Annotated in this window: 17 protein-coding genes and 1 tRNA gene; 9 read left to right on the top strand and 9 right to left on the bottom strand. The window is 60.3% G+C overall.

Features of this window, described 5'->3' with window-relative positions:
• Nucleotides 1–116 precede the first annotated feature (116 nt).
• From Q0Y02_RS16115 to Q0Y02_RS16140, 6 genes are all read left to right on the top strand, one after another.
• Nucleotides 117–1,760, top strand: a complete 1,644-nt coding sequence (locus tag Q0Y02_RS16115) for a lipoprotein insertase outer membrane protein LolB (protein WP_297770766.1) — start codon at nt 117–119, stop codon at nt 1,758–1,760.
• Complete coding sequence (locus Q0Y02_RS16120) at nt 1,760–2,299, top strand: FMN-binding protein (RefSeq protein ID WP_297770769.1); 540 nt, start codon at nt 1,760–1,762, stop codon at nt 2,297–2,299. Before Q0Y02_RS16115 ends, Q0Y02_RS16120 begins: the two co-directional genes overlap by 1 nt.
• 191 nt (nt 2,300–2,490) lie before the next feature.
• Nucleotides 2,491–5,100 (top strand): YdbH domain-containing protein, encoded by a 2,610-nt coding sequence (locus Q0Y02_RS16125; RefSeq protein WP_297770771.1) that lies wholly within the window; start codon nt 2,491–2,493, stop codon nt 5,098–5,100.
• Nucleotides 5,097–5,285, top strand: coding sequence for a YnbE family lipoprotein (locus tag Q0Y02_RS16130; protein WP_035246412.1), 189 nt, complete (start codon nt 5,097–5,099; stop codon nt 5,283–5,285). Before Q0Y02_RS16125 ends, Q0Y02_RS16130 begins: the two co-directional genes overlap by 4 nt.
• 12 nt (nt 5,286–5,297) lie before the next feature.
• Entirely contained in the window at nt 5,298–5,621 is a 324-nt protein-coding gene (locus tag Q0Y02_RS16135; RefSeq protein ID WP_273009085.1) for a YdbL family protein, read from the top strand.
• Nucleotides 5,622–5,976: 355 nt separating this feature from the next.
• Nucleotides 5,977–7,083: an OmpA family protein gene (locus Q0Y02_RS16140; RefSeq protein WP_297770776.1), complete on the top strand. Its 1,107-nt coding sequence runs from the start codon at nt 5,977–5,979 to the stop codon at nt 7,081–7,083.
• Nucleotides 7,084–7,342: 259 nt separating this feature from the next.
• On the opposite strand, the gene recD is transcribed toward Q0Y02_RS16140, so the two are convergent.
• The 4 genes from recD to Q0Y02_RS16160 form a co-directional block, all read right to left on the bottom strand.
• On the bottom strand, nt 7,343–9,280 hold the full coding sequence (gene recD / locus Q0Y02_RS16145) for an exodeoxyribonuclease V subunit alpha (RefSeq protein ID WP_297770779.1): 1,938 nt from the start codon (nt 9,278–9,280) through the stop codon (nt 7,343–7,345).
• A gap of 198 nt (nt 9,281–9,478) precedes the next feature.
• A complete protein-coding gene (gene recB / locus Q0Y02_RS16150) occupies nt 9,479–13,072 on the bottom strand; it encodes an exodeoxyribonuclease V subunit beta (RefSeq protein ID WP_297770782.1) in 3,594 nt (1,197 codons plus the stop codon).
• 216 nt (nt 13,073–13,288) lie between these two features.
• Nucleotides 13,289–16,681, bottom strand: coding sequence for an exodeoxyribonuclease V subunit gamma (gene recC, locus Q0Y02_RS16155; protein ID WP_297770785.1), 3,393 nt, complete (start codon nt 16,679–16,681; stop codon nt 13,289–13,291).
• Nucleotides 16,682–16,788: 107 nt separating this feature from the next.
• Nucleotides 16,789–16,950 carry a hypothetical protein gene (locus tag Q0Y02_RS16160; RefSeq protein WP_297770788.1) on the bottom strand — a complete coding sequence of 54 codons (162 nt, stop codon included), beginning with the start codon at nt 16,948–16,950 and terminating at the stop codon, nt 16,789–16,791.
• A 147-nt stretch (nt 16,951–17,097) separates the two neighbouring features.
• Here Q0Y02_RS16160 and Q0Y02_RS16165 point away from each other — a divergent pair, with 147 nt between their 5' ends.
• Nucleotides 17,098–18,498, top strand: coding sequence for a PLP-dependent aminotransferase family protein (locus tag Q0Y02_RS16165; RefSeq protein WP_297770792.1), 1,401 nt, complete (start codon nt 17,098–17,100; stop codon nt 18,496–18,498).
• A 52-nt stretch (nt 18,499–18,550) separates the two neighbouring features.
• Here the strand turns inward: Q0Y02_RS16165 and Q0Y02_RS16170 are convergent, their stop codons facing one another.
• Nucleotides 18,551–18,982, bottom strand: a complete 432-nt coding sequence (locus Q0Y02_RS16170) for a DUF3332 family protein (protein ID WP_297770795.1) — start codon at nt 18,980–18,982, stop codon at nt 18,551–18,553.
• 225 nt (nt 18,983–19,207) lie between these two features.
• Entirely contained in the window at nt 19,208–20,566 is a 1,359-nt protein-coding gene (locus Q0Y02_RS16175; protein ID WP_297770798.1) for a lysine 2,3-aminomutase, read from the bottom strand.
• A 395-nt stretch (nt 20,567–20,961) separates the two neighbouring features.
• Here Q0Y02_RS16175 and Q0Y02_RS16180 point away from each other — a divergent pair, with 395 nt between their 5' ends.
• Together Q0Y02_RS16180 and Q0Y02_RS16185 are read left to right on the top strand one after the other, a co-directional pair.
• Nucleotides 20,962–22,407, top strand: coding sequence for a phospholipase D-like domain-containing protein (locus Q0Y02_RS16180; RefSeq protein WP_297770801.1), 1,446 nt, complete (start codon nt 20,962–20,964; stop codon nt 22,405–22,407).
• Nucleotides 22,408–22,611: 204 nt separating this feature from the next.
• Nucleotides 22,612–23,352 (top strand): START domain-containing protein, encoded by a 741-nt coding sequence (locus Q0Y02_RS16185; protein WP_297770804.1) that lies wholly within the window; start codon nt 22,612–22,614, stop codon nt 23,350–23,352.
• Here the strand turns inward: Q0Y02_RS16185 and Q0Y02_RS16190 are convergent.
• From Q0Y02_RS16190 to Q0Y02_RS16200, 3 genes are all read right to left on the bottom strand, one after another.
• On the bottom strand, nt 23,309–23,485 hold the full coding sequence (locus Q0Y02_RS16190; RefSeq protein WP_084573421.1) for a PLDc N-terminal domain-containing protein: 177 nt from the start codon (nt 23,483–23,485) through the stop codon (nt 23,309–23,311). The two genes, Q0Y02_RS16185 and Q0Y02_RS16190, sit on opposite strands and share 44 nt — an antisense overlap.
• 122 nt (nt 23,486–23,607) lie before the next feature.
• A complete protein-coding gene (locus Q0Y02_RS16195; protein WP_297770806.1) occupies nt 23,608–24,816 on the bottom strand; it encodes an MFS transporter in 1,209 nt (402 codons plus the stop codon).
• Nucleotides 24,817–24,927: 111 nt separating this feature from the next.
• Nucleotides 24,928–25,004 (bottom strand) — tRNA-Arg (locus Q0Y02_RS16200).
• Nucleotides 25,005–25,422 lie beyond the last annotated feature (418 nt).

The following is a 25,422-nucleotide window of genomic DNA, read 5'->3' on the forward strand; positions in this document are numbered from 1 at the left end:
GCGAACTGCACCGACCCAAGGCCTATGTGGTGCAGTTCGCCTTAGGCTCAGTGCACCCTACGGGAAAGGCTGGCGATATTTTTTACCCATACCAATAACGATAAAGGGTCACGACCATGACAAAAATAACGCTACAACATAGCAAGGTGATCCTGCTGGGCATGCTGGTGGTTCTGCAGGGCTGCTCGGCATTCAAGGCGTCCCACTTCGTGCCGGAATCGGCGGAAAACATGCGTGAGTGGGAAGTGGAGGGGCGCTTTGTGCTGCGGGCGGACAGCACTGTCAGCAAAAGCCATTTCGCCTTCAGGCAGATCGGCGAGGAGTACGCCCTGTCCATTCTTATGGAAGAACCGGTGGGCGAACCGAAAGTCATCATTCACGGCAACGTCTATGAGCCGGACAGTGAAACCGTAGATGTGATTGGCGGGGCGGAGGCCATGAACGTGGCGGAGCATCTGCAGGCGCATATCCGTGCCGGCAATCTGTCTTACTGGTTGCGGGGTCTGCCGGCCACCGCCGATGCGGTGGTGTACCAGGAAGATCTGGATCGGGTTGATCGTATCGAGGAAGCCGGTTGGGATATCGACTACAAGGAATACATGGCGGTGCAGAATTACCTGCTGCCGTCGGAAGTGAAGTTCAAGGGCGAGCCGGGTTCCTTCACCCTGGATATGGTGCGCGCGGAAACCGCTTATCTGACCAGCCCCTGTGGGCAGAATGTGTCGGCTAGTGAGCTTGAGTCGCCGCCGGAAAATAACGCCGGACAGGATGCAGTGAGACGACTGGTACCCAGCGACGGTAGTCCGCCGATTCCCCGCTGGGTGGACGAAGCCGCCTTCTGCCGGCAACTAGTGAAGGTCCACGGCAAGATCCCGGACTCCCGGGTGGGTTTGTACGGGCCGGATTCCATGATGTGGAAGCTGTCCCGGGCGGGCATGCCGGGAGCCTTCGGTGCCGGCCGGGCGCTGCTGTTGCAACTGGCCCATCCCTGGGTCACGGCCAGCATCGATGAGCATTCGGTAGTGCGCGATGATCCACTGGGCCGCGCCCGTCGCACCTTCCAGCATGTGGGCACCATGGTGTTCGGTAGTATGCCCCAGGTGATGACCTCGGCCAATCAGGTGCGCGATATCCACGAGGAAATCGAAGGCGACGTGCCGATGGATTCCGGTGCCTTCAAACGGGGCAGTGAGTACCGGGCCAACGAAGTGGCGGCCATGATCTGGGTCCATGCCACCCTGTGGGAAACTCTGGCCTACATGTACGAAAAAATGGAAGGCGAGCTGACCCAGTCAGAGAAGGACCAGTTCTACGAAGAAACCAAACTGTTTGCCATGCTGTTCGGTGTGCCGGAACAGGCCCTGCCGAAAGACTGGAATGCCTTTATGGCATACAACCGCGCCATGTGGGCCAGCCCCCAGCTTACCGTGGCTGAAAACGGTATCCGCCTGAAGGAAGACCTGTTCGACCCGCGCTCCATCTGGATGATCTTCCCGTTGTGGGTGCAGGAGCAGGTCACCGCCGCCAATCTGCCGCCGCGTATTCGGGATGAATTTGAAATGAAATACGGCTGGTGGCAGAAGTTCAACAACACCTGGATCATGAGCGGCGCCAAGGTCACCCAGTGGATGCTGCCCAAGAGCCTGGAGCGTAACCCGCTGTACCATGAAGCCAATGCACGGCTCGAAGGCGAACGGGTGGGGGGCTATAACCAGTTCCTGATCGAGGCGCTGCTGGACAAGGAGCGGTTGGTTAACTGATGCCAAGAGTCATCGCACTGCTACTGATGCTCGGGCTGGCGGCAACCCTGCCGGCCTATGAGGTGCAGATCCGTCATCTCAGTCAGCGGGATTTTCTGCAGCAGGTGTTTGCTGACCAGGAGCCGCAAGCGGGCTTGCTGCCCTTGCGTGGCGAACTGCGCGAGCGGGTGACAACGGTGTTGGGCCACCCCTATCGGGGCCTGCGTCTGCGCTACTGGCATACCGATACAACCAGCGCCTGGATCATCGACGAAAAAAGCAAGGACATGCCCATGACCGTGGGTGTAGCCGTGGGGCCAGAGGGGATTGTGGATCTGGAGATCCTGGTCTACCGGGAACCCCGTGGTGGTGAAGTGCACCAGGCGTTTTTCCGTCGTCAGTATCGGGGCATGACGCTCAGTGAAAACGATACCTTGTCGGGCCAGGTGGATGGCATCACCGGCGCCACCCTGTCCGTGGATGCCACCAGCCGGGTAGCGGCCATGGCGCTGGTGTTGCATCAGGCAGTGATGGAAAACAATGGCAACGTCTTGAATTAAGGCCTGCCCAAAATCAATTTTCACCACAGAAGGCACAGAAGGCACAGAGGGCACCGAGAAAAATCTTTTCCTCAGTGAACTCTGTGCCCTCTGTGGTAAAACAGGGTTTTCCCGTGGGGCGATGGACAGTTGCCAGAACCCCGCCAAGCCACCACTATCGAACCATTGTCACTACGCTGGCTCTAACCGTTATGGTTCGATTTTTTCCGCCTGTTATTCGAGGCCTTGGTTATGCGCTGCTACTGCTGCTGATTGTGGCACTGGTGGCCGCGGGCTGGCTTTATAGCCAGGGCCTGCGCGTGGGCAAACCGGGCTGGGACAACGGCCTGACCCTGGCCCATTGGCGTTGGCAGCCTGACGGTTGCGCGCCGCTGGCGGGGAAAGATCTGGTTCTGCGCGATCTGTTTCCTCTCAATGTCCACACGCGCACAGTCACAGTCACGGCCTGTGACAGCGGCGCGAACGATGACGGTTTCGTGATGCCGGCATCCCTGCCCTGGACTCCCCCTTTTGCGCTTTCCATTGAGACGTTGCAGTTGCCTGAAATCGGTGAGGTGGTCCCGCCACCGTTGCAGGTAAAAGCCCGACAGCAACAACAGCACTGGTCCCTTCAGGTGGAGAGTCCACAAAGCGACCTGAAGGCGGAGTATGCCCGCGATGACGGGCAGTGGTCGCTGCACGGCAACGGCTCGCTTAAGGAATGGCTGACGGACTGGCAGGGTATATGGCAGCTTGAAGGCGAGGGTGTATGGCAGGGACAACCCGCTGGCACCCTGAGCGCAACCCTGCAGGATGCCGGTCTGCAATCTCAGCCGCAAAAAGCCGATTTGGCAATGAAGGCCAGTTTTACTGGTGCGCAGTGGCAGGCTGAGATGAGCCTCAGCGAACCGTTATCGCTCAATGAGCACTGGCAGCTGGCAATCCCGGCACCGTTATCGTTACAAGGGCAGGGCATTGCCCTGTTGCAAGCCCGGGGACAGTTACAACTGCAAGGGCCACCAGGACAGGTGCATGTTTCTGCCAACAGTGATGACGGCACCATAGAACAGGGTGCCGGGCGGGTCATGTTGACGGGGCCGGAGCTGGATGGGCAACTGGATTTTCAGTGGCAGGATCGAATGCTGACCCTGTCGCCGGCAACCCTGGCGTTGCCGGAACAACTCTCCGCGCAATGGAAAGAGCCCCTGCAAGTGCCCATGGCGCTGGACGGCGTCACGGATCTGCCGTTGCTGGTTGGCTATGACGACCTGCGCCTTAAAGCCAGCCCCAGCCGGTTCCAGTGGCAGGGCAAACACTGGCAGTGGCAGGGCGCGCTGGGGCTACAGGGACGTTGGCAAGGGTACCGGCTGGATGGCCACTGGCAAGGTCAGGCCGCCAGCGATGGTTTGCAGGGCAAGCCGATTACCCTCAACGCTCGTAACGGCGACGACCGTCTCGCCTTCCGCTTACCACTGGAATCTCTGCACCGGGCACCTTACGGCGGCAAGGCCACGGTGAAAGGTCAGTACGCGGGCTATCCGCTCGATGGCAGCCTGTCCTTCCGCCAGGCGGCGAGCGGCTGGCAGGGCACGTTGTCGGCCACCTCGTCCATTCCCGACTATGATCGGGGCGGTGACGTCTCCCTGCAGGTGCCATGGCACCTGGAAGACAGTGCGGTGGTGCTGGCCAATGGCAGCCAACTGTCCGTCAGCGAAGGGCTGGTGGGGCAGGTGTTGCTACGCCCGTTCACCGTAGCGGCCAGTGGCCCGGTAACGGTGAGCACTGCCGGGGCCCATGGTCAGGTGCAACTGCGCAGTGGTGGCCTGCTGGCGGCCCGCTGGCGGTTGCCGGTGGTGGCAGGCAGTGCCCGGCTGGTCGGTAAAAAAGCCACGGCACGGCTGACCATTGCCGATTGGCAAAGTGAGCTGACGGCGCAAGCCTCTCTGGCAGGGGACGTCCCTCAAGGCAGTTTTCAGATCGATAGCAAGTTGATCCCGGCCATGGGCCAGGGCCTGGCAATGACGCCGCAGGAAGGTACGCTCACAGGCAAGGGTAGCTGGCAATGGCGTGACATTCTGTCTGCTCAAGGGACAATCCGCCTGGCGGATACGGGAGTGGACTGGGGCAGCGTCACGGCCCGAGGGATTCAGGGAACTCTGCAAGGGCACTATCGTGATGGCGCGGTGTCTCTAAAGAGTGAGGGGCCGGTGACGGCGAACACCCTGGATATCGGTACCCCGATTACCGGCCTGTCCCTGCAGATGGAGAGCGATCTCAGCCAATGGCAGTTCACTGATATCAGCGCGGATCTGCTGGGAGGCTCTCTGCGGGCACCGGCACTGGACTGGCCGTCACCCCGTCCCCAGCCGGTGGTGATTACCCGCATTGATCTGGAGCAGGTGGCCGCCTTGCAGAACCCGCCGGCGGTATTTCTGGATGGGCGTGTTGGCGGCTATGTGCCGCTGCAACTGGGTACGAATTTTATGGTGGTGGAAGGAGCGCGGCTGGCCAATGAGGAAACCCTGTCCCTGCGTATTCCACCGTCATCCAGTGTGCAATCCATGGCTGGCTCCAATCAGGCGGTGAAACTGGCCCTGGAAAGCCTCAGTGTGTTGACCATTCCGGATTTCCAGGCCCGCATGAATATGGATAAGGAAGGCTGGCTGGAGGCCGCGGTAACCATCAAGGGCGTGAATCCGCAGAGAAATAATCTGCCGGTGGTGTTTAACTACACTCATCGGGAAAACATGCTGGTGCTGATGCGCAGCCTGCGTATTGGCGATGACATTACCGAGAAACTGCGCACGGAGAGAACCCAATGAAAAACCTCGCGCCGGGCCTGTTGCTGGCGGCGGCCATGTTGCCCGCCTGCACACCGACGGTGGCCCTCAAGGCACCGGAAGAGCCCATCACCATCAACCTGAACGTGAAGATCGATCATGAAATCCGCCTCAAGGTGGAAAAGGATATCGATCAGTTATTCAGTGAAGACAGCGACCTGTTTTAAGGAGTAGGGACCATGAAAATTGTAAAGACCATGATTGCCACCCTGACCCTGCTGTTGAGCATGGCGGCGTTTGCGCTGGATCTGGATGCGGCAAAAAGCCAGGGGATGGTGGGTGAACAACCTGACGGTTATCTAGGGGTGGTCAAGGCGACCCCGGCGGCCGTGGAACTGGTGGCGGATATCAACCAGAAACGCCGTGATGCCTATGAGCGTATCGCCAAACAGAACGGCATTACCCTGGATCAGGTGGCGCGCCTGGCCGGCCAGAAGGCCATCGACAAGACCGATGGCGGTGACTACGTACGAACTCCGGACGGTCAGTGGGTCACCAAGTAGAGGTAATGCTTGCGTAGGGTGGATTAGCCGCAGGCGTAATCCACCAAAAAAGCCTTGGCGTCTGGGGGGAACCGGGATGGTGGATTACGCCTATGGCTAATCCACCCTACGGGGGAAAAAAAATATCTTGAAGAGAGATTTTAATATCTCTTTTATAAAAATAAATTGCTATAGAGAGAGCATTGGAGCTCTCGTTCCAACTGATATTTATTCATTAACCTTGTGTAAATCATTGATATTATAGTCGTTAAATTTCCGTAAATTTACGCCTCTCAGCACTGCTTCATGGCTGCTTGTTCTTCGTCCTGGTGGTTAAATCCGCGAAATTACTGGGCAACAGGAAAGGAACTCTGCCATGAAAAAGATTTTGCGCGTTACTGCGGCTCTTCCGCTGTTTATTTCCCCCCTTGCCATGGCCGGAGAAAATGTTCCGGATCGCTATGGCTATATTGGTGGCCATGCCAGTTACTACACCTTTTACGACAACGATGTGATCGGTAACGGCACCGATGGCCTGGATGATGTGCCTTTTTATGGTGGTCAGCTTGGCTGGCGTTTTCATCCCAACTGGTCGGTACAGGGTTGGTATGACGAGGTGGAAGGCGATGCGGAAAGCAAATACGATTCCGGCCGTCGTCTGGACATGACCAACTATTTCGTCAGCGGTCGTTACCACTTCAACGATACCGGCATTCTCGGTTTTGAACCCTACGCGGGTATCAATGTGGGCGAGCAGCTGATTGAAAGCCTGAACAACACCAACAGTGATGAAAACGATGAGCTGATGACGGGTGTTGAGCTGGGTGTTCAGCGTGCCTTCTTCAAGCATGTGATTCTGGATCTGGGTACCCGTCACGCCTACAGCACTGATCGCGAGTACTGGGAAGGCCAGGTCTATGCGGGCCTTAACCTGGCGTTTGGTATCAGTAACGACAGCGACGACAGCGCTGAGGATGAGGTGGTGGCGGCTACCCCGGCTGAAGTGGTAACCGGAGACAGCGATGGTGATGGGGTCAACGATGACCGTGACCGTTGCCCGAATACCGCCTCCGGTGCGGTGGTGGATGCGGATGGCTGTCAGGTCTATGAGAGCCTGGAGAAGCGCGAAACCTCGGTGATCTATTTCGGCTTTGATCGCGATAGCATCCAGGGTCAGTTCAGCGATGAAATCCGCGGTGTGGCGGAGCGCCTTAACGGTGGCGAGCAAGGCCGCATCCGTGTGGAAGGTCATGCGGACAGCACCGGCCCGGCAGAGTACAACCAGAGCTTGTCCGAGCGTCGTGCCCAGTCCGTGAAGGATCGTTTGATGAAAGATTTCAAAGTCAGCGGTGAGCGGATCAGCACGGAAGGCTTTGGTGAGCGCAAGCCGGTAGCGGACAACAGCACCCGCGAAGGCCGCGCCAAGAACCGCCGTGCGGATATCATCGTGGAAACCGAAGAGAAGAAAGCGCAGTTCAAGTAACCGCGTTATTCGGGAAACAAAAACGGGATGCTTCGGCATCCCGTTTTTTTTAGCTGTCGGAGAATGTTACTGCGCACTCTTCGATCAAGCGATCAGTTTGTAGTAGCTATGCTTGTCCCCCCAGGGGATCTACGACATGCGAACCGCGAAGCGGTGCGGCTGATAACATCTGACGTCGCTAGTGCCTTTGGCGAAATCGGGAGAATATTGCACGGCTTTTTTCCTCGCTAAGGCTCGGTTCGCCATGCGAGCATGGCTCCTACATTAACCGCTCTGCCAACCCGGACGCCCGCCAGGTACGTTTCTTGACGGCGCTATCCAGCACCGCCGGTTTGCCGAATTCCAGCAAGGTGAAGCGGTCACGGGCGCGGGTGACGGCGGTGTAGATCAGTTCCCGGGTGAGCAGCGGATGGGGGGCGTCCGGTAACACCAGCAGGGTATGCCGGAATTCCGAGCCCTGGGATTTATGCACCGTCATGGCATAAACGGTTTCCACGCCGTCCAGGCGACTGGGCAGTACCCATTTGATGCGGCCGTCCGGTAACTGAAACGCGACTCGCAGCAGTAACTCCGCTTTGCCATTCCTCTCTTCCAGCAGCGGCAGGGTCAGCCCCACATCGCCGTTCATTAACCCCAGCTGATAATCGTTGCGGGTCATCATCACCGGCCGGCCCGGATACCATTCCCGCTCCGGGGCCAGGTCCTGTTGTTGCAGGTGGCGGGTGATGCGCTGATTCAGTTGCTCCACCCCAAACGGCCCGCTGCGCAAACCGCTGAGCAGTTGCTGGTGGGTGAGTTGCTTGAGCAATGCGCTCGCCCAACCATCGAACTCTTGCCGTTGCGCCGGTGGTGTCGCCACCGCCTGAAACAGAGCACGCAAACCCGGGTGGTCGCCACTGCCGTTCAGCAGCAGGCTTTCCAGTTGCTGGCCGTCGCTGCGCAGGGGGTGACGATGCAGACTGTCATCGTATTGTTGAAAGGCCTTGCGTACCTGGGACAGGTTTTCTTCGTTCACCGCCCGCGCCAGTTCGCCGATGCCGGGGCTGTCCTTGGAGCGCCAGTTGGTGCGCAGCATGGCGGTCTGCTGGGCCAGGGCGTTGCCCGGGGCCTGTTCGGTTTCCTGATAGTCGCTGATGTCGGCGCCACAGGTGTCCCTGACAAATTCGATAGTGCTTTTTTGATAGCGCCCCTGGTGGGCATGGCGACACAGATCGCCCATCACCGCGCCGGCTTCCACGCTGGCCAGTTGATCCTTGTCGCCCAGCAGGATCAGCCGGGTGTGCGGGCTCAGGGCTTCCAGCAGGCTGGCCATCATGTCCATGTCGATCATGCTGGCTTCGTCCACCACCACCAGATCCGCGTGTAGCGGATTGTCAGCGTGGTGACGGAAGTGGCGGCTGTCCGGGCGGGTGCCGAGCAGGCGGTGCAGGGTGGTGACTTCCGTGGGGATGGCGTCGCGTACCGGGGTTTCCACGTCCAGTTGTTGCACCTGTTCGCCGATGGATTCGGTGAGCCGCGCCGCCGCCTTGCCGGTGGGGGCGGCGAGGCGAATACGCAGTCGCTGATCATCCGCCATGGCCAGGCTTTGCAGCAGCCCCAGCAGGCGCACCACGGTGGTGGTTTTGCCTGTGCCGGGGCCGCCGGTGATGATGCCGATACCGCTGCGGCTGGCCAGCGCGCAGGCCACCTGTTGCCAGTCGGTCTGGGCGCCGGCGCTCGGGAATAATCGGATCAGGGCGTCGTGCAGGTGCTTGACAGGCAACGGGCTGACCGTGGCCAGTCGCTGGTCGATGGCCTCGGCCACAGACACTTCCCGGGCCCAGTTACGGCGCAGGTAAAGGCGGCTGCCATCCAGCACCAGGGGTGTGCTGCCGTTGTGACTGACCAGCGGACTGTGTTGCAGATCATGCAGCCAGTCATCCGGTTTGCCGGGCAGCAGGGTCACCAGTTCCGCCGGCGGGCTGGTGCCCCACAGCTGGGTGGCCAGCTCCCGGTTTTTCAGGTCCAGACAGAGATGGCCGCTGACTTGTTGATTGCTGGTGAAGGCGGCGAGCAGCAACACTTCGTAGCTTGCCTGGGGGCATTGCTGGTTAAGGAAGTGGGCAATGGCCACGTCCAGATCGCGCAGCAGGTTGTTGTCACGCAGCAAGATCAGCGCGTCTTCCCAGGTGAGGGCGGAGAACAGATCAGTTTGCATGGGCTCTCCTGGCGATTGGCCTATTGAGAGGCCGGATAGCAATGCGCTTCGTAGCGTCACCCTCTCCCTGTCCCTCTCCCCTCAAGGGAGAGGGGACCCTCCAGAGGGGGGAGTGGTTAGCTCCCCTCTCCCTTGAGGGGAGAGGGGTTGGGGGAGAGGGTGAGACGCTCCATGCGTTGAGATGGTTTGTCATCGCGCTCATTCGTTCCCTCCAAACATCTCATCCAGCGCTTCAATTAACTCGGTCTCCGGTCTATCAAACACTGTCCCCGCCGCCGGGCCTTGCAGACCGCGCAGGAAGACATAGACGGCGCCGCCCAGGTGCTGGTCGGGATCATAATCCGGCAGGCGGCTTTTCAGCAGGCGGTGCAGGGCCAGCAGGTAGAGCACGTATTGCACTTCGTAGCGTTTTTCCAGCACCGCATCGGTCATGGCGTCCAGGGTGTAGGCGCTGTCATCCACGCCCAGCCAGTTGGATTTGTAGTCGAGCACGTAGTACTTGCCGTCGTGCTCGAACACCAGATCGATAAAGCCCTTGAGCATGCCGTTGAGGGTATCCGCTTCCAGTCGCGGGCGTGGGTGCTGTGGATGGATATGCTGGCGGATCAGGGTGTCCATCTCGGCCACTTTCACCTGGTGGGCGGGGAACACGAATTCCAGTTCCGGCACATAGGTGTGCAGGGTGTTGAGAGCGATCTCGCTTTTCGCCAGCGGCAAGGGCGTGGTGACCGCCTGCTTCCACCAGTGGCGGATCACCTCGATATAATCCTGCCAGCCCCGGGCCTGCAGTTTTTCTTCCACGCTGGTTTCAAACTCGGTCGGGTCGTCGAGGGTTTGCGTGAAGCGCTGGTTGGCGGCCTGCTCCAGTACATCGTGGAGCAGGGTGCCCGGTGCGGCGCCACGGGGGAAGGCGTGGATGGTATCGGGCAGTGGTTCGGCGTCATCGATAACGGTGTCGTCCTGCTGCTCGGCCAGTTGATCGCCGCGCGGGTCCGCCGGGGCCAGGGTTTCCTGTACCTGCTTGAGCGCACTGTAGCTGGCAATCCACCAGGGTTGCCGTTGTCGCGCCACAGGAATCAGCGGCGTGCGCAGGGTCCGCGCTTGCGCTTTGGGTTGATAGCATTCCGGATTGCTGTCCGGCGCGTTGATGATGGCGACCGCATCATCGGCCACCGGTGTTAGCGCGGTACGCAGGCCGTCGTTGGCCACGCCATTGCCGAACAGCAAGCGGCCGATGGCGCTTTTCTCCAGTTGATTCTGTTTGCCGCGGCCCTTGATGTAGGGGGCCAGACCCAGGGTGCAGGTGTGGCAGGCGCGGGTCAGGGCCACGTAGAGCAGACGCATGTCTTCGGCGAGCCGTTCATGGTCCGCCTTGTTTTCCACGGTCTCGTCCGGTTCCAGCGACACATTGAGATGATCGTTTTCGTGGTAGCGCAGCGGCGGCTTGTTCTTGTCCGCCGGGCGGAAGCTGCAGATAAAGGGCAGGTACACCAGCGGGTATTCCAGGCCCTTGGATTTGTGGATGGTGATGACTTTGACCCGGTCGTCGTCACTTTCCAGACGCAGGATACTTTCCTTGCTACTGCCGCGGCCTTCCTCAACCGTGTCTTCCAGATAGCGGATCAATGACTGTTCGCCATCCAGCTGGGTGGCGGCCTGCTGCAGCAGTTCGGCCAGGTGCAGCAGGTTGGTCAGGGCGCGCTCGCCGTCCAGGCTCTGGCTGAGCCGGGCGGGTACATGAAAATCCATCAGCAGGCTGCGCAACATGGGTAGCACGCCCTGGGTCTGCCATTGCTGGCGATAGCCGTGAAACTGCTCCACGGTTTCTTCCCAGCGCACTTCATCCTGATTGAGGGCATCCAGTTCCGCGTAGGCCAGGTCCAGCACGGTGCAGGCCAGGGCGCTGCGTACCCGGGTATCGGATTCCGGGGTGGCGCAGGCGTGCAGGATCAGCAGCAAGTCATGGGCTTCGGGCTGGGCAAATACGGAATCCTGATCGGACAGATAGACGCTGCGTACCTGCCGCTCCATCAGCGCATCGCGGATGGCTTTGGCTTCGGTGCGATCGCGTACCAGGATGGCAATATCGTTGGGTTGCAGGGGCCGGAAGCTGTCGGCTTTCTGGAAGCCGGTGACGCCTTGTACGGCACCGTTAAGCAGATGGGCAATTTCACTGGCGCAGCGTGCCGCCTGCTCATCGCGGTATTGGCCGGCGCTCACCGGTTTTTCCTGCTCGTCCACCCACAGGGTAATGCCGGATTTTTCGTTGTTGTCGACTAACAGAACGTCCTTGCGGCCGTTGGCCTTTACCGCTTCAAAGGGAATGGCGTTGTCCATCATGAACACATCGCCAAAGGTATTCTGGCTGTAGGTGAAAAGATGGTTCACGGCACTGACCATGGCGTCGGCGCTGCGGAAGTTTTTGTCCAGGGTGTAGTGGTTGCCTTCTGTGGCCCGGCGGGCTTTCAGGTAGGTAAAGACGTCGGCGCCACGGAAGGCGTAGATGGCCTGCTTGGGATCACCGATCATGAACCAGCCAGTGCCTTCCTGCCCTTCATAAAGCGCGGAAAAAATGCCGTACTGGGTGGGGTCGGTATCCTGGAATTCGTCGATCAATGCCACCGGGAACTGGTCGCGGATGACCTGGGCCAGACGCTCACCGTTGCCGCCTTTCAGGGCATCGTGCAGGCGGCTGAGCATGTCGTCGAAACCCATGGTGGCGGTCTGGCGACGGACCTGATCCACGCGCCGGTCGATCCAGGCGGCGGCATGGGCGAGAAGGTCGGTGCGGGGCAACTGTGTATTTGCCCGGCCTTCCATGACCGCATCCAGCTGCTGGCAGAAGGCAAAGTCCGGGCGGTGTTCCTGCCCGGCCTTGGTGAGCTTCATGCCTTCATGGGAAAACTTCGCCAGGGTGTCGTAGGCCTTGTCGTTGAGTCGTTCGCCATTGGCGTAGCGTTGCAGGGTTTGCAGCATGCCGGGCAGGCTGGTGGTGCGGTAGCTGTTGCCGTTGAGCCACTTGTTGTCGCGGGCAGCGCGCACCCATTCGAGAAAGTCCGGCAGTTCGGCGGCCAGTTGCTGGCGGGCTTGTTGATCCTTGTCCGCCTGGGGGCCGGTTTGTGCGAGCCAGTGAGTGACGCTTTGCGGTAGCTCCTCCGGGTCGGCTTCTTTCAAACCGAGCAGGGGGCGGCAGGCCTCCAGCAGCGCATCCGGGTTGCCCAGGTTGTCGCTTTGCAGGGCATTGGCGGCGCTTACCGGGAAATCGGCGATCACGGAACGCCAGTAATCCCGCGCCGCCATTTGTTGTTCGTCGCTGGCGTCTTCCTGCAACTCCAGACTGAACAGGCTGCCGGAATCGAAGGCATGCTGTTTGAGCATGCGGTTGCAGAAGCCGTGGATGGTGTAGATGGCGGCTTCGTCCATCCACTGGGCGGCGGCGTCCAGGCGCTGGGCACAACGGGCGCGGTCGTCCGGGTCGCTATAGTCGTTGAGCAATTCGGCCAGCACCGGGTCGTCGGCGCCGGCATTGGCATCGGCAAAGATGCGCGCGGCATCGGCCAGGCGGTCGCGGATCCGTTCACGCAGTTCTTCCGTGGCCGCTTCGGTGAAGGTCACCACCAGAATCTCCGGCGGCAGCAGCGGGCGCGAGAAGGCATTCTCGTCGCCATGACCCAGCACCAGACGCAGATAAAGGGCGGCCAGGGTAAAGGTCTTGCCGGTGCCGGCACTGGCTTCGATCAGCCGGGTACCGTGCAGCGGAAAGGTAATCGGGAGCGGACGTTCAACGTTCATGCGCTACCCCCGGTTGTAACTGCGTAGGGTGCACTGAGCCTAAGGCGAACTGCACCATTCCACCGTCGGCAGAGTAACCGAATCGCGGCTAAGGAACTGCCAGCCTGGTATCGCACTTTCCCGCGTTGCAGCTTGTCGCTTGTCGCTTGTAGCTCATCAACGGTGCAGTTCGCCTTAGGCTCAGTGCACCCTACGAAAACAGGAGAAGGGGTGCGTTTAATGATCGCCATGTTCACTCCATTGGGCGTGCTGGTAGAGCGGGGCATAGAGTTGCTCGGTCCAGTAGGCGAAGGCGCTTTGGTCGCCGTGGCGAACCGCGAGCAGGGTGTCGAAGTCGGCCCAGGCGCGGGCAATGGCCGGTTCCTTGTCCTGTTCCCCGGTGTGCATGAAGCCGGATTCGAACACCTTGCGCGCTTCGTTGTCGCCGTTGTCTTTTTCTTCCCCTTTCAGCCAGGCGAAGGCGGTGGCGCAGGCGATGGGTAAGGGTTCGCACAGGGCCTGTTGCCAGGCGTGGCCAAGTTGATTCAGACATTGCTGGGCGTCGCTGCGGTTCAGGGGCGGCAGGGTGATGCGGCCATCCTGCCCTTGAATGTGCGTGGTCAGCGGATGCCCGGCGGCGCAGGCGGCCAGGTGCAGGGTCCAGTCCCGGGTGAGTTTGTCGAAGCGCTCTTTCAGCTTGCCGGTGTGCAGTACCAGACGCTGGCTATTGGCGGCGGAGCCACGCAAATCCGTGAGCCAGTCTTCGATCTGCAGGGGCCCGGCGTTAAGACGGATTTCCTGTTGCGGTTGTGGTGCGCCGCTCTTGGCCAGCAGGGCAAAGTAGTGCTCCAGTGGCTGTGACAGGGGCATCAGCAGGCTGTCGCGGCTGCCTTCGTCAAAGGGGGCCAGGGGCAGGTCGCCGCTGCCGGCCAGGCGATCCAGGGTGTGGGTCATGGCGTCGCCGGCATGCTCCGGGCCGGCGCGCAGGGCGTCGCTGAGCAACTGGTCCTGTAGCTGGAAACGTTGCAGGCCATCGAAGGCGAAGGGTTCGCTGTCGTCCAGTACCTGACGTTGCTGTTTCAGGCGAGCTTTCAGCCGTTGCTCGAAAAAGTGCGCCACCGGTTGCTTGAGAAAGCGGCCCAAAGCGGCGCAGGTAATCGGCTCGTCGTTTTCCAGTGGCGGCAGAGGTTGGTCATTGCTGACTTTGTGCGCCTGACCATCGTGGAGCGCGCGCCATTCGTTGGCATAAGTGTGTAGTGAATCGTTGGCCGCATCCTGATCACTGTGGAAAAAATAGCGGGCACTGAACGGTTGCAGCGGGTGCGCCACGGTGAGGGCATCCACCGGTTCCCCCTGGTCGGTGTGCCAGCGCTGGTTGATATGGTCGCGCAGTTGCGCCACCAGCACCGAGGGTGGGCGTTCGCTGTTGTCGCGCACGTTGCGGCCGGTCCAGCTGATGTACAGGCTGTCACGAGCGCTGAGCAGGGCTTCCAGAAACAGGTAGCGGTCGTCGTCCCGGCGGGAACGGTCGCCCGGGCGATAGTTGCCCCACTGGCGCATCAGGTCGAAATCCATGGGCTGCTCCTGGCGCGGGTAATCGCCGTCCTTCATGCCGAGCAGGCAGACATGGCGGAAGGGAATGGCGCGCATAGGCATCAGGGTGCAGAAATTGATGCGCCCAGCCATGAACCGTTGTGACAGGCTTTCCGCATTCAGGGCATCGAGCAGGGGACGACGGGCCACGGTGAGCGGCAGGGGGCTGTCGAAGTCCGCTTCGGCGCAGGCGGCCAGCCAGTCGTTGAGGGCGTCGCGCAGGCCCGCATCCAGGGTCTGGTCGGTTTCGTCCACGGGGGCGAACAGGTCATCCAGTAACCGGGTGAAACGTTGTTGCCACTCCCTGGCGCTGGCGTCCTGACGGGATTGTTGCCAGTGGTGCTCCAGGGTATCGAGCAGGCGCGACAGGCGGCCGGCCAGCTCCGCGCCCAGCCCGGCCACTTCGTCCAGGGGTTCGATGCCCATCCAGGCTGGGCCGTCGCCGAGCAGGTAGCCGGCCAGCATCCGTTTCAGGCCGAAGGCCCAGCTGTTCTGTTCGAAGCCGGGCACGTCCAGGGTGTTGCGTTGCTGGCTATTCAGACCCCAGCGGATGCGGGCCTGGTCGATCCAGCGGGCCAGTTGCGGCAGGTCACCTTCGTCGATGCCGAAGCGTTCGCGCACCGCCGGCACATCCAGCAGATCGAGAATGTCGGTGGCGGTAAAGCGCCACTGGGGCAGGTGCAGCAGGGATTCCACCGCCTGGGCCAGGGGGGACGCGGCGCCGGCACTGCGGTCGCTGAGGGTATAGGGCAGATAGCGCGGATCGTCCCGTTCCAGCTGGCCGAACACGGCGTCGATGTGCGGTGCATAGGCTTCGATGTCCGGCACCATCACGATCACGTCACGGGGCTGCAGGCTTGGGTCGTTACTGAACCGGTCCAGCAGTTCATCCTGGAGAATTTCCACTTCCCGCTGGGCGCTGTGGCCGATGCGGAAATGCAGGGAGCTGTCCACTTCCAGGGGCGGACGCTGGTCCGGCACCGGCAGAGGTTCCAGATCGAGAATGTCCTGCTGTAATTGTTGCAACAAGGTGTGCGGTTCGCGGTTTTCAAACAGATCGATCTGGTTCTGGAAGGCGCTGCGATAGCTGTCCGGATCGTCGTGGTCGTAGAGCAGGCCGATAAAATCCCGGCCCTGTTTGCCCCAGGCAGCCAGCAGCGGATTGACGCGGTTTTCCGGCAGGGCGGTCAGGTGGCGTTTGCGGTTGTCCAGCTGGCGACGCAGCAGTTGTTTGTCTTCGACGATATCTGCCCAGTAATGCTGGCAGGGGTTCTGTACCAGCATCAGGATCTGGCAATGCCGGCTGAGTGCGGCCAACGCTTCCAAAGCCTGCTGGGGCAGGGCGCTGATGCCGAAGATGATCAACCGGCGTGGCAGGCCCGGCGGTGGAGCGCCCTGTTGTTGAGTGAGTGCGGCCATGAAATCCCGGTGGATGGCGCTGCGGCTGAGGCCTTGTTTGCTGTCATCCATGTCTGCCAGCAGGGCGCGCCACAGATGCGCCTGCCATAGCTGGCTGGTGGGGAAATCATCAAAGGCGTCGCGATCCTGAGCCTTGCGCAGACGGTCATTGCCGCTTTCCCAGTCCGCCAGCCAGTCCGCCCGATAGACCTGGTAGGCATCGAACAGATCCGCCAGCCGTTCGGCCAGTTGATGGCGTTTGCGGCCATCCACATCGTCGGCGAGAAAATGCCGCAATGGGCCGAAGTGCTCGTTATGGAGAAGCGTGGGCAATAACCGGTACAGGCGCCACAACAGTCGTGATTTATCGAAGGGCGAGGTGCGCGGCACCTGGGTTTCGCCGAGCACGGTGCGATAGGCGCTCCATAAAAAACGGGCCGGCATCTGGAACTGGAAGCCGGCGCTGATCCCCAGGGCATCCGCCAGTTGCAGTTTCAGCCACTGGGCCATGCCGTTGGACTGCACCAGAAAGGTTTCCGTTTCCAGTGGTGACAGCGGCTCACGCTGCAGCCAGTCGGCCACCAGCTCGGTGAGGGTTTCCAGACGGTTGCCGTGCAGCACCATCAGCCCGTTTTGCATGGACATTCCTTGGGGATAATTGCCAAGGGGTAAGCCTAAGGGAGTCGGGCAGAAGGAGGAAGGGTTAAGGCGTCTGACGTGCAGCGTCGAACGTCAGACGCCTCTTTTCAAAGAACACTCAACCACCATTGCGGGCGCTGCGATACTTTCTCTGGCGCCGGGTTCTGATGCACGGTGCGGGCGCCGTTTTCATCGGCGCCGTTATCACTGAATAGCACCTGGACAAGCGGGGGTAACAACAGCAAGGCAAGCAACCATTTTCTGGACATCCGATCTCTCCCTGTGATGAGACAGACAGACTAGGTAGACAGCGAAAGACATTACAGATATAAAAAAACAATATTGAAGCGGTACAGATTGTAAGGATTGTAATCTGTACTGCTTGCTATGCTAAAAACTGTACTGGATTCTTTCCCATGACCTTGTATCAAAGCCTTGCGGATCGCCTGCAGATCCTGATTCGTGATCAGGTCTACCCGGTGGGTAGCCGTCTTCCCGGCGTGCGGGTGCTGGCGGCTCAGCAGCAGGTGAGCGTGTCCACGGCAGTGAATGCCTGTCGGGAACTGGAGCAGCGCGGCGTGCTGGAAGCCCGTCCCCGATCCGGTTATTACGTTCGCCAGCCGCCGGTGGTGCGTGAGGCTCCCCGGGTGACCACGGCAAGCCGCCGCCCCCGCCGGATTACCGGTCAGGAGCGGGTGCTGCAGGTGCTGCAGAATGTGAATAACCCCTCGGTGGTAAACCTGGGGGCGGCGGTGCCAGCGCCGGAATATATGCCGGTAGCAACCATGGAAAGGATGTTTCACAGCGTGCTGCGTGAGGAGCGTCGGCGCTGCGTGGGTTATGCCTTTCCGCCTGGCGCTCCGGAACTGTGTACCCAGATTGCCCGGCGGCTGGCGGGGTTGCAGTGCGAGGTCAGCCCGGAAGATGTGCTGATTACCAATAGCTGCCAGGAATCCGTGGCCATTGCGCTCAAGCTGACCACCAAGCCCGGCGATACCGTGGCGATTGAGTCGCCCACGTATTATGGCCTGTTGCAGGTGATCGATTCGCTGGGCCTGAAGGCATTGGAAATTCCCACCGATCCCGAGGAGGGAATTTCCCTGGAGGCCCTGACCCTGGCGCTGGATCGCTGGAACGTATCGGCCTGTGTGGTGGTGTCGAATTTTTCCAATCCGCTCGGGGTGCAGCTTTCCGATACGCGTAAACAGGCGTTATTGGCATTGTTGTCGAAGCACAAGGTGCCGCTGGTGGAAGATGACATCTACGGGGATCTGCCACTGAGCGGGCCACGGCCGCGGCCAGTGAAAAGCTGGGACCGTGACGGTTTGGTGTATTACTGCTCGTCCTCGTCGAAAACCCTGTCTGCGGGCTTGCGGGTCGGGTGGTTGGTGACGCCGGCGCACCATCGTGAAAAGGCCCAGTATCTGCAATTCATCAATACGGTATCGGTGGCCACGCCATCACAGCTGGTGCTGGCACGCTATCTGGAGCGTGGCCATTACGACAGGTTCCTGCGCCAGCTGTGCGGTGAGCACGCCCGGGGTGTGGCAAGAATGACCGAGCGGGTGACGCAGTTGTTTCCGCAACAGACCCGGGTGAGTCGGCCTGCGGGCGGGTTTGTGTTGTGGGTGGAGTTGCCGGGGGAAGTGGATACCACCGAGCTGATGGAAAAAGCGCTGGAGGCCGGGGTAAGTTTTGCCCCGGGCTCGCTGTTTTCCGCATCCGGAAAATTCGCCAACTGTCTGCGGCTGAACTGCGCCGTGAAGTGGGACAACCGGGTGGAGCAGGCGCTGGTGACTTTGTCGCGGCTGCTTTAATCGCTTGTTAAAGACGTTCAGGAGCCATGCGGGGTATGGCTCCTGTGGGGGGTTACATCATCACAGAGCCCAGCACTTCGCGCTTGTCGTCCTGCACTTTGATGACCTGATCGCCTTGCTTGATCAGGGTGTAGCTTTCCTGGGCGGCCACCACGGTGATGGAGCCGTCTGCGTTGTAGGTCAGTTCGGCTTCATTGCCCAGCCCGTCGGTTACGGTCTCGGTGGTGCCGGCTACCTTGGCGCCTTCCTTGCTGATTGGGTTAGTGCCGGTCCAGAACTCAATGGAGTTGAAAATGATGATGTCGCCCAGCAAGGATAGCCCGTAAACCGGCACCCACCAGAACACAAAGGAGATGCCCTGGTTGACGAATTTATTGTTGGTGGCGGTGGCATTCCAGTCCTGGACGGTATCGAACAGGGCGTTCTGACCAAGACAGCCGGTCAGCAGAGCGGCAGCAGAAGCACTGGCGAGAATTTTTTTCATCGGACTCTCCTTGAGTTGAGTGAATTCATTATTGCTGTCATTCAGCGGTAAGGGGAAGCAGTGAATAGTTAACAATGAACAGTTAACAGTTCGCGACACTGACTTTCCTGTTTTGCAACGCAAGAGGCCGCGCTCGATGTCCGGGCGCGGCCTCTTACGTTTACAACAGCACGACACTTCAACCGCGCCGCTGTTAACTGTTCATTGTTAACTATTCACTGATCGTTACTCGCTCTCCATCTCTGCCAGCTCGTCTTCGAAGAAGAATTTCTCTTCGCCGAAGGCCGGTTCCAGATGATTGAGCCAGGTGGCTTCCTCGTTGTACTTGGCGAAGAAGGGGCGCTGTACCCAGTCGTGGTTACGACCCTGGATGAAGCGCAGGGCGAACACTTTCTCGCCATTGATTTCGGTAACGCCCTGGATTTCCACCTTGCCCGGGTGGCTGGACATGCTGGGGCCACGGGCGGTACGGGCGATACCGGATACCTGTTTCATGGCATCGCGGTAGATCTGCCAGGCCTTGGCCAGCGGCACTTCAAAGTAACGACGCGCACCGGTGTCCCGCTCCACAAACATGTAGTAGGGGATGATGCCCAGCTCGACCTGGGTCTGCCACAGGCGGGCCCAGTCGTCGGCGTTGTCGTTGATGTGTGCCAGCAACGGGCCCTGGGCGCGGATCACGGCGCCGGTGGCGCGTACCCGGCGCACGGCTTCACGGGCGATGTCCGTTTCCAGCTCCTGCCAGTGGTTGTAGTGCGCCATCAGCGCCAGGTGCTTGCCGCTGGCCTGCACTTCCTGGAACAGGTCCAGCAGGTCCTGGGCATCGTCGTCGGACACCACACGCTGTGGCCAGAAGGTCAGCGCCTTGGAGCCGATGCGGATGGTGCGGATTTGTTCCAGCTCCAGCAGCGGTTCGATGTGGGCGCGCAGGTTCTTGGTCTTCATTACCAGCGGGTCGCCGCCGGTGATCAGCACATCGGTGATTTCCGGGTGCGCCTGGATGTACTTCTTGAGCTGGCCGGCTTCCTTGGTGGCGATTTTCAGATCGTTGTCACCAATGAACTGGGCCCAGCGGAAGCAGAAGGTGCAGTAGCTGTGGCATACCTGCCCCTGGCTGGGGAAGAACAGTACGGTTTCGTTGTACTTGTGCTGGACGCCATCGATCTTCTCGCCGTCCACTTCCGGCATGTTGTGTTCCATCTGCCCGGCGGGGTGCGGGTTCAGAGCCTCACGGACCTCTGCGATGGCGGCCTTGATTTCCGGCTTGTCGCCGCCGCGCATGGCCTCGGCCACTTTGTCGAAGTGTTCCGGGGCCAGCATGCCTTTCTGCGGGAAGGTGAGCTGGTAGATGGGATCATTGGGCACCTTGTCCCAGTCGATCAGTTCGTCGATGACGTATTCGTTGACCCGGAATGGCAGCACGTTGGCAACGACTTCCATGGCAAAGCGGGTCTCGTCGTCCAGCCGTTTGAGTGGCTCGATCTTGTCGAGCTGGCGCGCGGTAAAGACCTTGAAACGGCGCGGTTCATCAAACTGCGGTTCCGTGCTCTGATGCAGCGGAATGACGGCATTGGTTTCGGGCATGGTATCGCTCCTCATCATGCGCCGGCATGACGACGGAATCGCCAATACCGGTACACTGGTTGCCTACACCAGCAGGATTTGTATTCGGTACTACAGATGGCCAGCGGCAGCTGACGCTGAGTTGATAACTAACGTGCGCCGATCATGGTCGACGCTGAGGACCCGGGACCCACGTCTCCCAGCCTTGTCGGGGAGGACGTACAGCGCGTGGCGGCTGTGGTTGTCCCAAAAAAAGAGCGCATATTTTAGTGACTTGGACGGCAAAGCGCAAAGCCGCTGATCTGACTGGTTTTTTGCCGGAAACGGGGCGCTGGGGGATATGCTATGTTGACGCAATATTGCCAGCCTGAGGACGTTCGCACCCGGGCTGTGGGAAGGCAAGGAGCGGGAACGCGTTGGATCTGACATTCTGGAAAAGCCGTTACGACCAGGGGCTGGCGGTGCTGGAGCCGTTCTGGCCTTATATTGCCGCAGCAATCAGCCTTTCCCTGGCGATCTATGTGACTGCCCATGTGGCCCAGAACAAGCGCGACGCCCGGGCGGCAGCGGCCTGGACCGGGCTGGTGTGGCTGGTGCCGGTGCTCGGTGCGGTGCTGTATTTCATGTTGGGGGTGAACCGTATCCAGCGTCGCGCCCGACAGCTCACCGGCGGGCTGATTGACAGTGATGATGGCTGGCGGGTGGCCGCAGAAGCGGTGCCCACGGTGCCGCACCTGCAGGTGCTCAGCAGGTTGGTGGGGCGTCTGACCCATTTGCCGCTCACCGACGGCAACGAGCTGGCATTGCTGGATGCGCCGCAGACCTATCAGGCCATGCTGGACGCGATTAATGGCGCCAGCGAGAGCATCTATCTGGTGACCTATATTTTCGGCAATGATGCTGCCGGCAAGCCGCTGGTGGAGGCTCTGGCGGCGGCGGTCAAACGGGGCGTCAAGGTGCGGGTGTTGATTGATGGTATGGGCGCCCACTATTCCTTGCCGTCCGTAGTCTGGCGCTTGCGCCGGCGCGGGGTGCCGGTACAGCGCTTTCTTTACTCCCTGGCGCCCTGGCGCATGCCCTATATCAACCTGCGAAACCACCGCAAGATTATGATCGTGGATCGTTCTCTGGGCTTTACCGGGGGCATGAATATCCGTGCAGGTTATCTACACAAGCCGGCTCGCACCACGGATCTGCATGCCCGACTTGAAGGGCCGGTGGTCGGCCAGCTGTTGCGAAGTTTCGCTGCCGATTGGGTCTTTACCTGCGGGGAAGTGCTGGAGACCAGCTACCGTGGCCCTGCCCAGGTGGGGGATGTTCAGGCGCGGGGTATCAGCGCCGGCCCGGATGCGGATTTTGATAAACGCCGTCTTACCCTGTTGGCGGCCATTGGCAGTGCCGAGCACCGTATCCGCATTGTCACTCCCTATTTCGTGCCGGATCTGACCCTGATGGCCACCTTGCAGATGGCCATCCTCAAGGGGGTGCAGGTGCAGATCGTGATTCCCCGCAAGAGCAACCTGCGCATGGTGAACTGGGCGAGTTTGCATGCCCTGCGCTGGCTGGTGGGCGAGGGCGCCGAGCTTTATCTGTCGCCGCCGCCGTTTGATCACAGCAAGGTGATGACGGTGGATCAGCACTGGCTGATGCTCGGTTCCGGCAACTGGGATGCCCGCAGCCTGCGCCTGAATTTCGAATTTGATCTGGAGTGTTACAGCGCCACTCTTACCACCCGGGTGGATAAGGTGCTGGATCGCCATATCCTGCTGTCTACCCGCATGGAGTCGGAGCATTTCCGTGACATGGCACCCTGGCGCCGTTTGCGCAACGCCCTCTCGCATCTGATGGAACCCTATCTTTGATCTGAAGCCGTGACGTCGGTTGCCGCCATGACGTACCAGTCAGCGGGCTTTCGGGCGCACCGGCTGTGCGACAAGTCGCATTTTCGGGTTGTCTATGTCACATTTTTCTTCGTCAGGCAGGTCTGGCGCTGTCAGGCAGGTTATAAAGTGATCACTCGCCGGACTGTCTCAGGTGCGGCGATGGGGATGCGTCAGGAAAACAGAATGATAATAAAACGATTTTTACTCGGCCTGATCCTGCTGGGTGGCTCGGCCATGTCCATGGCCGACTCGTCAAAATGGGTGCTGGTCACGGACCGGGATGATATTCAGGTTTATCGCCAGGATGACGACAGCTCACGGCTGAAAACCTTTCGTGGTGTGGGCGTGGTGCCGGTGGCGGATTTTAATGCCATTGGTGCCCTGATGGACGACTACGCTGCGGTGGCGTCTTTCATGCACATGGTTTCTGAAATTCGCGACCTGCACCGGGCTTCCCCCTATCAGCGTGACGTCTATGTCACCACGCGTTTGCCATGGCCGGTGAAGGATCGGGATGCGCCTTTGCGTGTGACGTTCTACCAGGAGCCGGACAGCTACGATCTGGTAATGCCGTTTTCCCTCAATCCGCCGGTATTTCCCGAGCAGCCTGACTATGTGCGCATGCCGCAGATGGAAGGCTATTACCGGTTCGAGCCCTTGTCGCCGGGGGAGGTGAAGGTAACCATTGAGGTGATACTGGACCCGGGTGGCGCTGTACCTGCCTGGCTGGCCAATATCATTTTGCGGGATATTCCCTATTTCTCACTGCGTCGACTGCGCCGGGTGGTGAACCTGCCGCGTTTCCAGGGAATCTCCCACGGCTACTACCAGACTCCGAAGAGCTGGCAGCAGCCGCAGGAAAAGCAGCCGCAGGAGGTTGCTAACGCTTCAGCGGCGAGCCCGGCCCCATCAGCCCCCAGATAATCAGCCCGACAAGCGGTAATACCAGTACCAGCAGCACCCACAGCACCTTGTGCAGGGTTTCAGCGCCGGACTGGATGATCATCACAATGGCATAGATCGCCAGGGCAAGTTGTAGCAGTCCCAGGATTTTCATCAGCAAGATCCTTCTCGTACCCGAATGGAATCTTCAATCTAGAGCAGCCGCCCCACCGGGTAAATCACTGATATGTAAAAGAAGGTTTGATACTGCCCCGGGTCGTTCCGGCTTGCCTTGCGCTACCCGCGTTGCACCGCGGTGGCGCTGATGGATTCCGTTGCCTGAATGCGCCAGCCATAGAGCAGGGCAATCAGGCCGAGGCTTGCCCCCAGTGTGACAACCCCGTTCCAGCCGTAGTGATCGTAGGCCGCCGCCGATGCCAGCGAACCGAAGGCGCCACCCAGAAAATACAGAAACATGTAGCCGGAGTTGAGTCGATTACGGGCGCTGTCATCCAGCGCAAAGATCAGATTCATATTTGTGATGTGGACCGCCTGCAACGCCAGATCCAGCAGCACAATACCCGCCGCCAGCGCGATCAGGGAGAAACCTCCTAATCCCAGCAGCCCCCACGACGCCAGTAATGCGAAGACGCCGATCAGTGCCAGCCTGCCACCATATCCCCGGTCGGTCATACCGCCTGCGGGTCGAGCCGCCAGGGCACCGGCGGCGCCGGCCAGACCAAACAGGCCAATGGTGGCATCGTTGAATCCCCAGGGTGGTTCAGACAGCAGAAAGGCCAGCGATGTCCACAGCACGCTGAACATGGCGAAGATCAGCAAACCGAGCAAGGCGCGGCGGCGGAACAGCGGGTAACGCACAAACAGCCCGGCGATGGAGCCGATCAGCTGCCCATAGTGCAGCCGGGTGTCCTGCCGGTAACGGGGTAACAGGCGCCACAGCGCCAGGGTATTGACCAGCATCATGGCCGCCGCGACCCAGTACACCGTATGCCAGTCGCCCAGGGTGGATAGCGCACCGGCCACGGTGCGCGCCAGCAGAATACCCAACAGCAGCCCGCTCATCACCGTGCCCACTACCTTGCCCCGGTTGGCCACCGGCGACAGGGTGGCGGCAAAGGGCACCAGCACCTGGGCCACCACGGAAAAGGCCCCGGTAATCGCGGTACCGGCCAGCAGCATGGGCAGAGAGGTGGCCGTGGCACTGACCAGCAGGCCGCCGGTGGCAAACAGCATCATGGTGACAATCAGCCGGCGGCGCTCAAGCAGATCGCCGAGCGGCACCAGCAGAATCAGGCCCACCGCGTAACTGGCCTGGGCGGTCGTCACGATAATCCCGGCCCGGGCGTAGGACAGGTCGAGCCGGTCGGCGATGGTATGAAGCAGGGGCTGGGCGTAATAGTTGCTGGCCACCACCAGGCCGGTGGTGGCGGCCATCAGAAAGACCAGCGAACGGCTGAGTGCGGTGGGCGGGGCCTGAGTGTTCATGACGCCTCCTGAGCATGGGGCGGCAAGTGTTATTGAATCTGGTTCAATTTTCAAGGCGCAGCCTGCTGGCAGGGCAGGGTGTGGCGATGTGATGCGGGTACTGAAAAGAAGTGGCGCCCCGAACAGGAGTCGAACCTGTGACCTAGCGCTTAGGAGGCGCTTGCTCTATCCAACTGAGCTACCGGGGCTGAAGAAGTGACGATTGTAAGGACTTTTAGTGGCGGTGCCAGTTTCTGGGCCGCAAGCGGCTATTTTGTCGGCGCTTACTCGCCCTGCGGGCGCCGGCAAAGCGGCGGTATCCGCTTCGCGTTCGTTCGGCCAAAGCATGCTTTGGAAACCCCCGACCTCACCCAACTGAGCTACCGGGGCTGAAGCAGTGACGATTGTAAGGACTTTTCGTCGTGGTGCCAGTCCGTGAATAGCGATTGGCTACTATTAATCCGGTAATTGAATGCATTTCGCCATACTTCCGTTGTGCTGTAGGAGCGTCGCTCGCGGCGCGATGTCAACGTTATCAATCGCGCCGCGAGCGACGCTCCTACAGCACAACGGAAGTATGGCGAAATGCATTCAATTACCGGATTAATAGTAGCCAATCGCTATTCA

It is taken from the genome of uncultured Alcanivorax sp., assembly GCF_947258575.1.
Classification (GTDB): Bacteria; Pseudomonadota; Gammaproteobacteria; order Pseudomonadales; family Alcanivoracaceae; genus Alcanivorax.